Below are 16101 nucleotides of genomic sequence, written 5' to 3'. Positions count from 1 at the left end.
AAGTCTATTCAACAATGTTAGAACCTTGGGCACAATTATTATTTCATTACCTCATTACTGCCTCAAGCTTCCCCTATAAGTAGCAAATCCCTACTATGAAAACCATCTTAATCATTGAAGACGAAGCCCATATCGCAAGATTTATCAAATCAGCCATGGAACAAGAAGGCTACCAAGTCTACGCTGCCGATAGCTCGCAACGCGGGTTGATTGAAGCCGCCTCTCGCCGTCCAGACTTATTGATATTAGACTTAGGTCTCCCAGATGCGGATGGTTGTGATGTCATCTCAGATATTAGGGCTTGGTCATCGTTGCCCATTTTAGTACTGTCGGCTCGCAGTGATGAGCAAGATAAGATTAGAGCTTTAAATTTGGGCGCCGATGATTATTTGGTAAAACCCTTTAGCATGGGCGAGCTAATCGCTAGAGTCAACGCCCAAATGCGGCGCTGGCAAGCCGGTTATGAAGCGCCGGTTGTATTAGCATTAGGCAATGTCACTATTGATTTGGCACAACGGCAAGTTAAGAAAAACGGTACAGATATTCATTTAACGCCGATTGAATATCGCTTACTGACTGTACTGATTAAAAACGCTGAAAAGGTCATGACGCATCAGCAACTGCTAAACGACGTCTGGGGTAAAGGTCACAACCATCAAGAGCATTATGTACGCATATTTATGTCAAATTTACGCCAAAAGCTAGAGGACAACCCTTCAAGACCTAGTTATTTCTTCACTGAGATTGGCGTTGGCTATAAGCTGCATATTCCTAAAAGCTAATTTGGATTACAGCGACACAAGACAAGAGCTGTGCTCGTAGTGGGAGTAGAATTCAAAAGAATTTGGGCTATAAAAAGCCAAAACAGATGTGGTTTGACTTGTACCCTTAAGCTGCGTAACTAAAACCTCCCAAGCCTGTTTGTGCGGCTTTGATATTGACAGTATAAGTCACTTTTTAACCAGACACAGATGGTGCATAGAAAATCATAAAAACCATCATGGTGCGAAAAAAGTGCAATATCTCCTAAAAAGACCGATATTGGTGCGTTTATTTTGTATTTTGGAATGGCATAAATATTGAAGCATAAATAGCAGTTAGGAATGGTTTGTTAATTCGGCCTGCCAAGCTGCTACTTTATCTTTTTGGAGAAATACATGTCTTTATTGCCAACGCTTATCACTGCTACTCCTATCAGTACAAACTATCGTATCGACTCAAAACTCACATCACGTTTGTCTCTACTAGCAGTAGCCGTTGTAGGTAGCTTAAGTCTTATAGGTTGTCAAAAACCTGCAGAAACTAGTGCTGAAACCAATTCTACCGCCACAAAAACTGAAACGGCCGAGACCGCTACTACCCCTGCGGCAGATGGTGACACCATCAAAGTAGGCATCTTGCATTCTTTATCTGGAACGATGGCCATCTCTGAAACCTCATTAAAAGATACGGCTCTCATGACCATTGATGAAATTAATGCCAATGGCGGTGTGTTGGGTAAGCAGCTAGAGCCGATCGTTGTAGATCCCGCTTCTGATTGGCCGTTATTCGCTGAAAAAGCACGTCAGCTATTAACTCAAGACAAAGTGGATGTCATATTTGGTGGTTGGACGTCGGTATCACGTAAGTCTGTGCTGCCTGTCGTTGAAGAACTAAATGGTCTTATGTTTTACCCCGTGCAGTACGAGGGTCAAGAGCAGTCAGAAAACATTTTCTACACTGGGGCAGCTCCCAATCAACAGGCTATTCCTGCTGTTGAATACTTAATGAGTCCAGAGGGTGGTAGTGCAGAACGCTTTGTCTTACTTGGCACAGATTATGTCTATCCTCGGACTACTAACCAGATACTGCGGGCTTTTTTGAAGTCTAAAGGCGTCGCTGAAACAGATATCATGGAAGAGTACACCCCTTTCGGTTTTAGCAACTATCAGACCATCGTGGGCAACATTAAAAGCTTCTCTACTGGTAAAAAGACGGCAGTTATCTCTACCATTAATGGGGATTCAAACGTACCCTTTTATCGTGAGCTTGCCAACCAAGGTATTAAAGCCTCTGACATCCCCGTCATGGCATTCTCAGTAGGAGAAGAAGAGCTTCGCGGTATCGATACCAGCTTATTGCAAGGGCATTTGGCGTCATGGAACTACTTTATGTCGGTTAAAAATCCTGTCAACAGCGGCTTCACTAAAAAGTATAAGAAATATGCGCTAGATCATAAGCTACCGAATGCTGAAAAGGTCGTGACCAATGATCCTATGGAAGCCACCTACGTGGGTATCAATATGTGGAAACAAGCAGTCGAAAAAGCAGGTACCACTAATGTCGATAAAGTGCGTATTAGTATGGGAGGTCAGACTTTTGACGCGCCATCAGGGTATACATTAAAAATGGATGAGGAAAACCATCACTTATGGAAGCCTGTCATGATCGGTCAAATCCGTGCCGATGGTCAGTTCGATGTAATCAGCAAAACGCCAAAAGTCATTCGTGCTGAGCCATGGAGTCAGTACATCCCTAAATAAGGTTGTGGTCACCCAAGCCTTAGTCCCTAATCCTTAGCCCCTTAATGGTATCAATACCAGCAACCCTTTAGCTCCTCTACTGATACAACAGTTTTTCAGTAGAGGTTAGAGGAGTGTTGACTGCAAAAAAGGAACCATCATGTCACATTTTCCTTCCTATTATAAAAGTGACGCGCAAGCCAATTATTCTAATAAGACTTTTGTCATCGCCTTACTATCTTTACTCCTTCTCATTGCTATCACATCGCCTGCTCAGGCTCACGAGACACCAGCAGTACACAGCCATGGCGAGAAACTATCGACTAATACTGTGGCAGCGACATCCACTGCTGTAAGTGAAGAGACCTTACTTGCTCAAGACGACACCTTACTTGCTCAAAACAAGCAGTCTCTGACTACGCCTGCTAATCTTGCGGTAAGTAAAGGGGATGCTATCGAGCAGTTCGTTGCTGCTGACTTCACCAAGCGCCAAACCATGCTCAATCAGTGGCCGGGGTCAGTTGAGAGTTTGGATGCTTTAGTTGAGCTGATAAAAAACGATGAGCTATACCAAGGTAATGGTGGGCAAACCTACCTACTTAACAGCGAAGATGAGCTATTTACTTATCCTGCTAAGCAGCTGACCACTGAGTGGCCTAGCGACTTGGCGCAAGTGACTTTGACCAATACGCTACGCTCAGCCTTGGTCTTTGGACAAGCTAAGGTTAAGCTTGAGTCAAACGATCCTACGCAACGTGTGCAGGCAGTTGCCATCTTAGCGGACAATATCGAACAGCTAGATCCAGCACTCATAAGTACTGCTGCCACTAATGAGGAAGACGACGACGTCAAAACGGCGTTGAGTACTTTACAAGCAAGAATTGATTTTAGAGACGGCGACGTTACTACCCAAATTGCAGCACTTACCGTGCTCGCCGATAGCGATAGCCCGCAAGTCTTAGTTGATGTCAAAAAAGCATTGGCGGCAGATGATATCGATCCTGTGCTCAAATCTGCGCTGTTAGACGCTGAGGATAGTATTGAGCAGCGCATTACCATCAGTACTTGGATAGGTCATCTATTCACGGGGCTTAGTACGGCAAGTATCTTACTACTCGCGGCATTAGGGCTGGCCATTACTTTTGGGCTACTGGGTGTCATCAATATGGCTCACGGTGAGCTCATTATGATTGGTGCTTACGCCACTTATATGGTGCAAAATCTCTTTCAAGCGTATTTTCCTAGTATGACTGGATGGTATCTGGTTGCTGCTATACCCGTCGCTTTCTTAGTCAGTGCCATTATCGGCATGATTATCGAACGAATCATTATTCGCCCGCTTTACGGTCGTGAGCTTGAAACCTTACTGGCAACCTTCGGTGTCAGTCTGATTCTTATGCAGTTGGTTCGGATGATATTTGGCGCGCAAAACGTCGAAGTCAGCAATGTCGACTGGTTGAGCGGTGCCTATCAAGTGTCCTCGAGCCTTGTGCTTCCCTTCAACCGTATCGCTATTATCGGCTTTACCATCATTATTCTTATGCTGCTGGTGTACTTACTTAATAAGACTCGCTTCGGGTTGTTTGTACGTGCCGTGACTCAAAATCGGCAAATGGCCCGTGCGGTTGGTATTTCATCTGCCCGTATCGACATGTTGGCTTTTGGACTTGGCTCGGGTCTCGCAGGTCTCGCTGGCTGTGCTTTGGCGCAAGTAGGCAACGTCGGACCTGACTTAGGTCAGACTTATATTATTGATGCGTTCTTAGTCGTCGTGGTTGGCGGTGTTGGGCAAGTATGGGGCGCGGTCTTGGCATCTTTAGGTCTTGGTGTCAGTGGTACGGTGCTTGAAATCGGCATTGGTGCTGTGATGGCTAAGATTGTATTACTGGTTCTTGTGATTTTGTTTATTCAAAAACGTCCACAAGGTTTATTCGCCCTCAAAGGCCGTTTTGTGGATTAAGGAGAACCTCATGCGTTTGACTCAATTATTATCTGATTCCCCACGTAATGCCATTTTGATTGGTTTGTGTTTTTTAGTGCTACTGATATTACCTTGGCTCCATTTACTACCTGAAACCTCTAGTTTTCACCTGTCTGCTTACTGGATAACTTTGATTGGCAAAATAATGGCGCTCGCCATGGTAGCACTGGCTTTAGACTTGGTCTGGGGCTATGCTGGCATACTAAGCTTAGGTCATGGTCTTTATTTTGCGCTAGGAGGTTATGCCTTTGGCATGTACTTGACGCGTGAAACTGCTGGCACGGGCTTGCCAGACTTTATGCGTTTCTTAAGTTGGACCGAGCTGCCGTGGTATTGGGCAGGCACTCAACATTTCTGGTGGGCGATGGCTCTAGTGGTATTAGTTCCCGGTCTGGTCGCTTTCATCTTTGGCTATTTTGCTTTTCGCTCAAAAATCAAAGGGGTTTATTTTTCGATTATTACTCAAGCCATGACCTATGCGGCCGCCTTATTATTCTTCCGTAACGAAACAGGCTTTGGTGGTAACAATGGCTTCACAGGTTTTACCACGCTACTAGGCTATGACATCACTGCCTCTTCAACGAGAGCTGTGCTATGTTTTACGACTGCTTTGGCGCTGCTACTGTCCTATCTTGGACTACGCTATCTGATGAGCCAGCCTTATGGGCGCGTGCTCGGTGCCATTCGTGATAGTGAAAATCGATTGCAGTATTTAGGCTATCGCACGCTTTGGTACAAGCTTTCTGCTTGGGTATTGTCTGCAGTCATTGCTGGTATCGCTGGTGCTCTATATGTACCGCAAGTTGGCATCATTAATCCCGGTGAGATGAACCCCGTCAACTCTATCGAGATGGCAGTATGGGTGGCTGCGGGAGGCAGAGGTTCACTCATTGGTGCTATCGTAGGCGCAGGTGCCATCAATGCAATTAAGACTTATTTTACCGTTGCCTACCCTGAGTTTTGGTTGCTTATCCTAGGTGGATTATTTGTGGTGGTTACTTTATTTCTCCCTAACGGCATCATTGGCGTACTTGATCGTTTTAAAAAGGAAAAAGAATAATGTTAATAACTAATACTGCTACTTCTAATGTTGCTACTTCCCAAAAAGTTACTAACGATGCGCTTGTTAAAAACAATCCTAGTATCAATAATCCAATGAAAAACTCTAAAAATACACCACACATAACGGTCGCAGAAAACACGCCTACCCGACCAGTCACTACTTTGGCTGAAGATTACGGAGATAATGGTGGCTTGGCGCATCCTGTTCCCAAATCAGGGCCAGATATGAGACATGGTATTGCGCTGTATTTAGAAGGCGTTAGCGTGTGGTTTGACTCGTTCCGCGCACTCAATGATTTATCTTTATACATTGAGGCAGGCGAGCTACGCTGCATCATCGGCCCTAATGGCGCAGGTAAGACGACTTTAATGGATGTTATTACGGGCAAAACGCGTCCTACTAAAGGCAGTGCGTTTTTCGGTCAAGTACATAATTTAGCCAAACTATCTACCGAAGAAATAGCTGAAGCAGGCATTGGCCGTAAGTTTCAAAAACCTACCGTGTTTGAGAAATTTACCGTACTTGATAACTTAATGCTGGCCGCGCCAAAGGACAAACGAGTATCAAAAAGCTGGTTTACTCGTATTGATGCAGAAATCCAAGATACGCTTGACTCAACGCTTGAGCAAATACGCCTAAAAGAGCTGATTAACAAGCCAGCAGGACTGTTATCTCATGGTCAAAAACAGTGGCTAGAGATTGGGATGTTACTGATGCAAAGACCAAAACTTATCTTACTTGATGAACCAGTAGCAGGCATGACAGATGCCGAAACGGAACATACCGCTGAGTTATGTCTACGCCTTAAAAAGAATCATACTTTAATCGTGGTTGAGCATGATATGACTTTCATTGACGCCATAAGTGAGAAAGTAACGGTCTTAGCAAATGGCGCTATTTTGGCTGAAGGCACGTTGAATGAAGTACAGAATAATGAGGCCGTTATTGAGACTTACTTGGGTCGATAATTGATAGTAGTGCTTAGAAATAGACCTAAAAAATAGAGGTGCTTATATGTTAGAAATTAATGCCATAAATCAATATTATGGTGGCAGTCACATTTTACGTGATGTCACCCTCGCCGCCCCTGTAGGAGAATGTAGCGTGGTACTGGGTCGTAATGGCGTCGGTAAAACCACCTTGCTTAAATGCTTGATGGGCATCCTACCAATAAAATCAGGTGAAATTTTATTAGACGGTAAGGACATTAGTCAGATGACGCCTGAGCAGCGTGTGCGTGCAGGACTCGCTTATGTACCGCAAGGACGTGATATCTTTTCCACCTTGACCGTTGAAGAAAACATTCTGATTGGCATGGCGAAATTCTCTCAACGAAAAGCAAGCAAAGTACCCAAACACTTGTATGATATATTTCCAGTGCTGGACGAGATGAAGCATCGGCGCGGTGGCGATCTATCTGGCGGTCAGCAGCAGCAACTCGCTATTGCTCGTGCGCTTGCATCAGAGCCATCTGTACTAGTACTCGATGAGCCGACTGAAGGTATTCAGCCCTCTATCATCAAGGACATCGGGCGGGTCATTAGGGATTTAGGTTATCAAGGTGAAATGGCCATTGTATTGGTCGAGCAATTTTATGAGTTTGCAGAAGAGCTTGCCGATAACTATACCGTGCTCTCTAGAGGACAAGTGGTAGCTCAAGGGGCTGGAGTTGACATGGCAAAAAACAACATTCAAGAGTTGGTGGCAATCTAAAAGGACACTTTCTAAAAAGGCACTTTCTAAAAGGACACTTTCTAAAAGGGAATACAATTTTGACTTGGCAATCCTCACTACAGCTTCATTTCGACTGCGCCTCTAATACTGCAAAAACTCGGCTGTATCATCGTGCCCATACTGGGGCATTAATGGTGCAGCGCGCGCTGTATCCTGAGCCTGATAGTACTGATAACAGTCAAGCAGGCATTTGCCATATTTATGTGTTGTATCCTCCTGCTGGTATCGCCGATGATGACCGCTTAACATTGGAATTTGACCTACACTCTAACAGCCATGCGGTGATTACCACCCCTGGAGCCGGTAAATGGTACGGGCAACGCAAATCATTACGATCCTCTAGACCCAGCGATTCATCAAAATTTAACAACGGTACTCAATCGGCAAATAGCAACACCTCTAACGACTGTTTTAATGATGCTGTCAGCGCAGAACAGCATATCGATGCCCGCCTTGATAACCACGCTATTCTTGAATGGCTCCCACAAGAAAGCATTTATTACGATCATTCTGTCTCTACTGCCAATAATCGCTTTTATTTGGCTAAGACAGCAAGTTTATTGACTTGGGACATTGCGGTATTTGGACGTCAAGCGTATCAAGAGACGTTTGCTAATGGGCATTATGCCAACCGCTTAGAGATATGGCGTGAGAGTGATTTATTGGTCAGTGAGTGCACCTCCCAGCAAGCAAATACGCGCTGGTTTACCTCACCATTAGGACTGAACAATCAACATGTGCATGGCTCTTTTTGGGCAATACCTAGCACAGAGGTCATTGCGCCTGAGTTACAGAATAATCCGCTCAAGCTCGGCCAATATTTAGATACCACTATTACCGAGATACGTAATCTCATTGATACGCAGTCACTGCCCATTCACTGTACTCACAATTTTCAAGCTATTAATTGCCGTTATTTAGGGGCAGATGTGCGTGCCTGCTTTGAGGCCTTTTACCAAGTCCGCGAGCTTATCAGGTCTAAATGGTACACGCTTGAGCCTCATCGACCGAGAATTTGGGACACTTAATATCATGTGCTTCCACTTAATCTCATCCTTGAACAATGCTGAACCAAACCAGAATGACTTTACTTAGCACATTTAACTTGGCACATTTACTTTATAAAGATTAAAAACGGTTCATAGTCTTTAAAGCACAATAATTATTAAGGAAGCTTTATGCAATTAAATCCTACAGAAAAAGATAAACTCTTACTATTTACCGCCGGTATGGTGGCGGAACGTCGTAAAAATCGCGGCGTCAAGCTCAATTATCCTGAGTCTATCGCTTACATTAGCATGTTACTGATGGAAGGCGCGCGTGATGGCAAAACCGTGGCGCAACTGATGAGTGAAGGAGCTACTTATCTCTCTGCCGATGACGTCATGGAAGGCATTGCAGAGATGATACATGATGTCCAAGTTGAAGCCACTTTCCCTGATGGCACTAAGCTGGTGACGGTACATAACCCCATCGTATAGCTTGCTTGTTGTAAAGCCGTATACAACGATATTGAACTAAAGCCATTGCCGTAAGACGATTAAGGATAATAAAAATGACGATGAAAGCAGGCGAATATAAGATTAAAGCAGGCGATATGGCTTTGAATGCTGGTCGCTGCGTTCAAACCATAGCAGTAATCAATACCGGCGACCGCCCTATTCAAATCGGTTCTCATTATCACTTCTATGAAGTCAATGCAGCACTGAGCTTTGATCGAGAGTCGACGCTTGGCTATCGACTCAATATCCTATCTGGCACTGCTGTACGTTTTGAGCCGGGACAAGCGCGCGAAGTGGAACTGGTTGCCATCTCAGGTAGACAGCACATTTATGGTTTTTCGGGCAAAGTTATGGGCGTTGTAGACCCTAAAACCTCTCAAAACACCTCGAAAAAACGTATTGACCGACGTATTTATGCCGAACATTTTGGCCCTACCACAGGGGACAAAGTACGCTTGGCAGATACAAATTTATGGCTTGAGGTTGAATATGATTTGACCAGTCATATTGATCACCAGCCTGACATTGATAGCGTTAGCATCGGTGAAGAGGTTAAATTTGGCGGTGGTAAGGTTATCCGCGATGGCATGGGTCAGTCACAGCTAATAGGTGACCAAGTTGCCGATACTATTATTACCAATGCTCTGATTGTGGACTATAGCGGTATCTATAAGGCAGATATCGCTATCAAAGAGGGGCGCATTAGTGGCATCGGTAAAGCCGGTAATCCTGATATTCAGCCTAATGTGACGTTACCTATTGGCGCAGCTACAGAGATTATCGCAGGAGAAGGTAAAATCTTGACTGCTGGCGGTATCGATAGTCATATTCATTTCATTGCACCGCAGCAGTGTGAGACGGCGCTAATGTCTGGTGTAACCACAATGTTAGGCGGTGGCACGGGGCCTGCTGAAGGCACTCTTGCCACTACTTGTACGCCTGGTGCCTATCATATCCACAGCATGCTAAAAGCCACTGATGCTATTCCGATGAATATCGGATTCTTGGGTAAAGGCAATGTTAGTCTACCAGCACCAATTGTTGAGCAAATCGAAGCGGGTGCTATCGGGCTTAAGCTTCATGAAGACTGGGGCTCCACGCCCAAAGCCATTGATAACTGTCTTAGCGTGGCTGAAGAATACGATGTGCAGGTTGCTATTCATACTGATACGTTAAATGAAAGCGGCTATTTAGATAGCACTCTAGGCGCATTTAAAGACCGCTGTATCCACACCTTCCATACCGAAGGCGCTGGCGGTGGTCATGCACCAGATATCTTAAAAGCTATTGGCGAAACCAATGTTTTACCCTCATCAACCAACCCGACGCGCCCTTTCACCATTAATACTATTGACGAGCATCTCGATATGCTTATGGTTTGTCACCACTTAAGCCCAGCCATTGCTGAAGATGTCGCTTTTGCAGAAAGCCGTATTCGTAAAGAAACCATTGCCGCTGAAGATATTTTACAAGATATGGGCGCTATCTCCATGATGAGTAGTGATTCGCAAGCGATGGGACGTGTGGGAGAAGTCATTATTCGCACGTGGCAAACGGCTGATAAAATGAAAGCCCAACGTGGTCACCTTGCTCCTGATCAATCAGCTAAAACGGAGCAGTCCTTAGACAATATCATGCTCAGTCCTACGGATTCTGATAGCGGCAACGACAACTTTCGTATCAAACGCTATCTCGCAAAATACACCATCAATCCCGCTATTACCCATGGCATCAGTGATGAAGTAGGATCACTTGAGTTGGGAAAATGGGCAGATTTAGTGTTGTGGTCGCCTGCATTTTTTGGCGTAAAGCCTGATTTAATTATAAAAGGCGGTTTGATTGCAGCGGCACCTATGGGCGACCCCAATGCTTCTATCTCTACCCCGCAGCCTGTGCACTATCGCAGCATGTTTGGCAGCTTCCCCAAGACAGTGGCGCAGACTTGCATCACCTTTATGTCAAGTGTGGCTATTGATAAGGGTGTTGATAGGCAATTAGGATTAGAAAAGGTCATCAAAGCAGTACATAACATTCGCAAGGTACGCAAACAAGACATGAAATTCAACAGCTACTGTCCTCAGATGGAGGTCAATCCTGAGACCTATGAAGTGTATGCCGATGGCGAGCTGCTGACCTGTGAGCCTGCCGACTATCTACCGATGGCACAGCGCTATTTTTTATTCTAGCTGCTTTTTATTGTCGTGCTGATAATCTCCAGTCAGCTGTGAATCATCTATTTTAACGGACTATAAACATACTTATGAACATTTATACGCAACGCCTCGATCCATCAACCCTTAGCGCTGAACAACAAGCCGTGATTGAAGGCCAAAAACAGGCAGAAAACTTTTTATATTTAGATTTCGATACCCGTCAGCGTAGCCGTTTTAAAGCAGAAACCCAGCACCAAGAATCCATTGGTGTTGATTTGCCACGTACGGAAACCATTAAGAATGGCAGTGTGCTAGCAGACCACCAAGGCAATTTAATACAGATTATGGCCGCCAAGCAAGGCTTAATCAAAGTGACTGCCGATAATAACTTTGACCTTATGAAGGGCGCTTACCATTTAGGCAACCGCCATGTGCCTTTAATGCTGACCCCTACTGCCCTCTACTTTGAGCCTGACCATGTTTTAGAAGCGATGTTACATCAACTTGGCCTACATACCCAAGCCGTACAAGCGCCGTTTGAGCCAGAAACGGGTGCTTATAAAGGCAATCAAGGCGGACATTCTCACTCTCATAGTCATAATCATAATCATAATCACAATCACAATCACAATCATAGTCATCACGATCACGGCCATTCACACACCCATGGCAACTCTCATGACTAATCATGCCACGCACTCCCAGCATCCTGACAGTACCGCACAAGGTATAACTGATTTGAATCATGCAGATGTGACCGGACGTTTGCTCATGCTGGCGTCAAGCAACTTACCTATTGGCAGTTATACCTACTCGCAAGGCATAGAACCTGCTATTGAGTCAGGGCTTATTCATGATGAAAGCAGTAGTATGGATTTTATGAGTGATTATCTGGAGCTGGCATTGTGTCGTTATGAGCTACCGCTACTAGCGCTAATGATAGAGGCACTTATGATTGAGGATGTCGCACTTGCTGATGCTCTAGGTGCAGATTACCACGCTAGCCGCGAAACCAAAGAGTTCGTCTATGAGTCAAGTCAATTGGCACTGTCTTTATCCGCATGGCTTGATAATGTCCTTGAGCTTAATGTGCCTGATAGCTTACTCGCCCATGGGTTTTTGCCGCTGTTTGCCCATATTAGCTCGCACTGGCAATTTAACCCTGTACAAGCCATGACCACTTACGCCTTTGGCCAAATCGAAAACATGGTGCTGGCTGCGGTCAAGACCGTACCGCTTGGGCAAATGGCAGGACAGCGAATCATTTGGCAGCTGCAACAGCTACTAAGCCAACAAGTACAGCCACTGGCTGCTCGCGTCAAGCAAAGCTTTTTGTACGCTCAAAGGCTGCCGTTAATGGCAGATAGCTCTGACATAACGATATCAAAGCTAAATCTACTTTATCAACAGCTACAAATATCAGCCAACTTACCAAATTTAGCGCTCCTGTCTTGCCAGCATGAAAGGCAATATAGCCGCCTATTTCGCTCTTAATCGCTGATAGCCCTACCAACTTATTAAGGATATTTATTTATGGCACTGACACCCAAAGTCGAAAACAAACATTCAGACACGACATTATCACCACTACGCTTAGGTATTGGTGGCCCTGTAGGCTCAGGAAAAACGGCATTAACGCTGAGATTGTGTCAACGCCTGCGCGATGACGTCAATATGGCAGTGGTAACCAATGATATTTATACCAAAGAAGACTCTGAATTTTTAACGCGTCATGAGGCCATGCCAGCCGAGCGTATTCGCGGTGTTGAAACCGGTGGCTGCCCGCATACTGCCATCCGTGAAGATGCCTCGATTAACCTATCTGCCATCGCCGAATTACAGCAGCAATTTGCAGGTCTTGAGCTTATTATCATCGAGTCTGGTGGTGATAATTTGGCAGCCACCTTTAGTCCTGAATTATCCGACTTGACGCTATATGTCATTGATGTCTCGGCAGGCGACAAAATCCCTCGTAAAGGCGGGCCTGGTATCATGAAATCGGACTTACTCATCATCAATAAAACCGACCTTGCCCCTTTCGTAGGCGCGTCACTTGAGGTGATGGCACGTGATGCCAAAAAAATGCGCGGCGATAAGCCTGTGGTCTTTAGCAACATGAAAACGGGTGAAGGCGTTGATGACATCGTTGCTTTTATCCTTGATAAAGGCATGATAAACATAGCGTAAGACCATGCCTGTAATGCCACATGCTATGGCATAAATAGATGTTCTGCAAACTACTGAATGATAAGCAGATTATCAGACAGTGATCATATCGATTAGCTTACACATTAAGGATTTATCATGACCATAAAAACCTCACAATCTATGACACGTAAAAACCTGACTAACAAAACGGCAATGGTCAGTGGCTTAGCACTGCTAACATGGTTGGCAACGCTACCGACACTGGCATTTGCTCACCCAGAACATGGCTTGATAGTAGCAGAGAGCATATTTAGCAACTCAATGTTGTCTGGTATGTTGCACCCTTTGACTGGGTTCGACCATCTGATGCTAGCACTGGGCATGGGCATACTATTTACCCAAATGCACAGCTTTAAAAAAGGCTTTGCCTCATTAGGCATTGGTTTGGTAGCAGGGTTTGCATTGAGTTTAAGTGTGAGCCTTAACAGCACGTTTATTGAATTCGGTATCCTACTGTCTATCGTCTTATTAACCCTAGCACTTATGAGCCGCTACTTTAACCATGCACCGAATCAAAGCAACGAAGCATCAATAAAAACATGGCATAACTTAGCCATCGTTGGCTTTGGTGCACTCGCTATGTTCCATGGTGCGGCACATGCCATTGAAGTTCCTGCCAACAGTAATATTGCTGGCTTCTTTATCGGTATGATTGTTGCCATGCTAAGTCTATATACTGTCGGCAAAGGGTTTGCTACCTATCTAAACACTCACCTGCAAGACAGCTTGATTGTTCAACGTGTTATAGCTGTTGTCGGTTTATGCGGTGTACTGTTGAGTTAGTTCTGGCAGAATATCTTACTGATATAATTAGGGTCTGTTGAACATTCAAATATTAGGACTGCTGATCGCTAAAATTGCCCCAAACTAGGCGTAAACCGATGATAATGTCGAGACCTTAGCTAGGTTTGCAACAACATTTGGGGTGGTTTTAGCATCAGCCTTTCAGGGCAGGTCTATTTTTTGCCAATACATGGCGAAATTGTCTAACCTAGAACGACTAGGCATCAAAAATTTCACTGCGTATTGTCTAAAAAATAGACACTGCCAGTTCCACATTTGAATGTTCAACAGACCCGGCATGTTAAAACTTATAAATATTATTAAAAAAATTATTGGTGCTAAAAATTATTGATGCTAAACATTTAGACAGCACTTTTTTATACGCGCCCAGCGTGCGCTAGGGCATGTTGTAAAATAACGCTGTCTTCAAAATCATAACGGACATTATTGATTTCTTGATAAGTCTCATGACCTTTGCCAGCGATGACCACAATATCATCCGCAGCCGCTTGATTGACGGCATATTCAATCGCTGTTTGCCGTGCTGGTTCGATATGGGTACGCTGATATTGCTCCGCACTCATGCCTGCTTGCATATCTTGCAAGATCACTTGTGGGTCTTCGGTGCGTGGGTTATCTGCCGTTAAAATCACTTGATCCGCACCTGCCAGCCCTGCTTGCGCCATCAATGGGCGCTTGCCTGCATCACGGTCGCCACCGCAGCCAAACACTGCCCATAGCTGACCTTTGCAATGGGTTTTTAGACTGGCTAATACCTGACTTAAGGCGTCAGGCGTATGCGCATAATCAACGATAAAGCAGCCATCATTAGAGGCCACACGTTGCATACGGCCAACCGCACCTTGTAACTGTGCAACAGCAGTCGCAATGCGCTCAATACTTACATTTGACTTAGCACCAATCGCCACCGCTGCTGCCATAGCAGCAAGCAAATTCGCCACGTTAAAACGTCCAAGTAATGGACTAACGATATCTAAATTATTAATTTTCCCATCGCCGAAATCTGTATGCAGGCTAATCTCGACACCTTGTAAGCTGGGCTTGATTTTAGCGGCGACAAAAGTAGCCGTTTTTGAAGCATCCAAACTATAGGTCCAAACCGTCAAGTCGCTGGCATGAGCAGTATCCAACATAACCTGCGCATGCTCATCATCGATATTGATAATAGCGTGGGTCAAATCCGGAAAATGGGCTTTATCAAACAATCTGGCTTTGGCCGATGCGTACTCTGCCATATCAGCATGATAATCCAAATGATCGCGGCTTAGGTTGGTATAAATCGCCACCGACACAGGCATACCTTGCAAACGCTGCTGATCTAAACCATGTGAGCTGGCTTCCAATGCCAATAGCTCGGCGTTCTCTAACCCCATTTGATATAAGAACTGCTGGACGGCTAGCGCATCGCCAGTGGTATGACTGGCTTGCACCAATGCACCCAGTCTACCGTTACCCGCCGTACCCATGACCGCACTGCTCATACCAGTTAACTGGGTTAATTGCGCCACCAATTGACTGATGGTGGTTTTGCCATTGGTACCTGTCACTGCCACTACTGCTGGTAGTGACACTGGCTGCTGATACTGCAAATGAGATTGGATTAAATCGCCTAAAAAATCACGGATGTTGGGCACATATAAAACAGGGCAAGGCAAGGAGTCTAATTGCTGCTTCGCTATAGATGGTGAGTCATCCATGCTTAGAGCAATATTGGCATGTGGTGGCACATTGGCTGTGGCAAGCAAAGCAATCGGATCGATTTCTGATAGGATAAAAGCCGCATTTTTAGCGGCTTGATAAAGGTAATCACGACTTTTTTGGCAGTTTGGTGTATGGCTCTTTAGTAGTACAAACACGTCGTTTGGCGCTACCTGACGGCTGTCCAAACGAAACCGCTGAAACGGTACGTTGGCCACTGTATTTAGTTGAGCAGAAGCTGCCTGATTTGTTGATGTTTGAGTGGCCAGCGCTTGAGCTGATGCTGCTATCATCGCCGATAATGCCTGCGCTAGGCGATGGTCATTACGATTGCTAGCATCCATAAGCTGTTGCAAGTTAACCGTAGCACTGGTTGGCGATGAAGTGAGCATAGTCATTGGCAAATCCTAAACAGTTAAAACAAATCAGATCATTAGTAGCTGGATACTCAAAAATC

Annotated in this window: 14 protein-coding genes; 13 read left to right on the top strand and 1 reads right to left on the bottom strand. The window is 45.0% G+C overall.

Annotated features, from left to right (window positions below; all coding sequences use genetic code 11):
- Nucleotides 1-95: 95 nt before the first annotated feature.
- The 13 genes from RH96_RS10060 (at nt 96) to RH96_RS10000 (ending at nt 13925) form a co-directional block, all read left to right on the top strand.
- The gene (locus RH96_RS10060) at nt 96-782 is read left to right on the top strand and encodes a response regulator (protein WP_010200561.1); all 687 of its coding nucleotides are present in this window, start codon (nt 96-98) and stop codon (nt 780-782) included.
- Between the two features lie 429 nt (nt 783-1211).
- Nucleotides 1212-2522 (top strand): urea ABC transporter substrate-binding protein, encoded by a 1311-nt coding sequence (gene urtA, locus RH96_RS10055; protein ID WP_026037277.1) that lies wholly within the window; start codon nt 1212-1214, stop codon nt 2520-2522.
- Nucleotides 2523-2661: 139 nt separating this feature from the next.
- The gene (urtB, locus tag RH96_RS10050; RefSeq protein WP_010200559.1) at nt 2662-4461 is read left to right on the top strand and encodes an urea ABC transporter permease subunit UrtB; all 1800 of its coding nucleotides are present in this window, start codon (nt 2662-2664) and stop codon (nt 4459-4461) included.
- A gap of 10 nt (nt 4462-4471) precedes the next feature.
- A complete protein-coding gene (gene urtC, locus RH96_RS10045) occupies nt 4472-5542 on the top strand; it encodes an urea ABC transporter permease subunit UrtC (protein ID WP_010200558.1) in 1071 nt (356 codons plus the stop codon).
- Complete coding sequence (gene urtD / locus RH96_RS10040; protein ID WP_010200557.1) at nt 5542-6513, top strand: urea ABC transporter ATP-binding protein UrtD; 972 nt, start codon at nt 5542-5544, stop codon at nt 6511-6513. The genes urtC and urtD overlap by 1 nt, the downstream gene beginning before the upstream one ends.
- 46 nt (nt 6514-6559) lie before the next feature.
- Nucleotides 6560-7258, top strand: a complete 699-nt coding sequence (urtE, locus tag RH96_RS10035; RefSeq protein ID WP_010200556.1) for an urea ABC transporter ATP-binding subunit UrtE — start codon at nt 6560-6562, stop codon at nt 7256-7258.
- Nucleotides 7259-7317: 59 nt separating this feature from the next.
- The gene (locus RH96_RS10030; RefSeq protein ID WP_010200555.1) at nt 7318-8307 is read left to right on the top strand and encodes an urease accessory protein UreD; all 990 of its coding nucleotides are present in this window, start codon (nt 7318-7320) and stop codon (nt 8305-8307) included.
- A gap of 150 nt (nt 8308-8457) precedes the next feature.
- Nucleotides 8458-8760, top strand: a complete 303-nt coding sequence (ureA, locus tag RH96_RS10025) for an urease subunit gamma (protein ID WP_010200554.1) — start codon at nt 8458-8460, stop codon at nt 8758-8760.
- A gap of 74 nt (nt 8761-8834) precedes the next feature.
- Nucleotides 8835-10967, top strand: coding sequence for an urease subunit alpha (gene ureC, locus RH96_RS10020; RefSeq protein WP_010200553.1), 2133 nt, complete (start codon nt 8835-8837; stop codon nt 10965-10967).
- Between the two features lie 74 nt (nt 10968-11041).
- A complete protein-coding gene (gene ureE / locus RH96_RS10015) occupies nt 11042-11620 on the top strand; it encodes an urease accessory protein UreE (protein WP_010200552.1) in 579 nt (192 codons plus the stop codon).
- Nucleotides 11613-12428, top strand: a complete 816-nt coding sequence (locus RH96_RS10010; RefSeq protein WP_010200551.1) for an urease accessory protein UreF — start codon at nt 11613-11615, stop codon at nt 12426-12428. The genes ureE and RH96_RS10010 overlap by 8 nt, the downstream gene beginning before the upstream one ends.
- Nucleotides 12429-12467: 39 nt before the next feature.
- A complete protein-coding gene (gene ureG, locus RH96_RS10005) occupies nt 12468-13121 on the top strand; it encodes an urease accessory protein UreG (protein WP_010200550.1) in 654 nt (217 codons plus the stop codon).
- Between the two features lie 117 nt (nt 13122-13238).
- The gene (locus tag RH96_RS10000; RefSeq protein ID WP_010200549.1) at nt 13239-13925 is read left to right on the top strand and encodes a HupE/UreJ family protein; all 687 of its coding nucleotides are present in this window, start codon (nt 13239-13241) and stop codon (nt 13923-13925) included.
- 377 nt (nt 13926-14302) lie between these two features.
- Here RH96_RS10000 and RH96_RS09995 read toward each other — a convergent pair whose 3' ends face one another.
- Nucleotides 14303-16042, bottom strand: coding sequence for a UDP-N-acetylmuramoyl-L-alanyl-D-glutamate--2,6-diaminopimelate ligase (locus RH96_RS09995; RefSeq protein ID WP_010200548.1), 1740 nt, complete (start codon nt 16040-16042; stop codon nt 14303-14305).
- Between the last annotated feature and the right edge of the window lie 59 nt (nt 16043-16101).

Source organism: Psychrobacter sp. PAMC 21119, assembly GCF_000247495.1.
Classification (GTDB): Bacteria; Pseudomonadota; Gammaproteobacteria; order Pseudomonadales; family Moraxellaceae; genus Psychrobacter; species Psychrobacter glaciei.
Note: the sequence above shows the minus strand (reverse complement) of the source record. Positions and strands in the feature narration are given on the sequence as shown.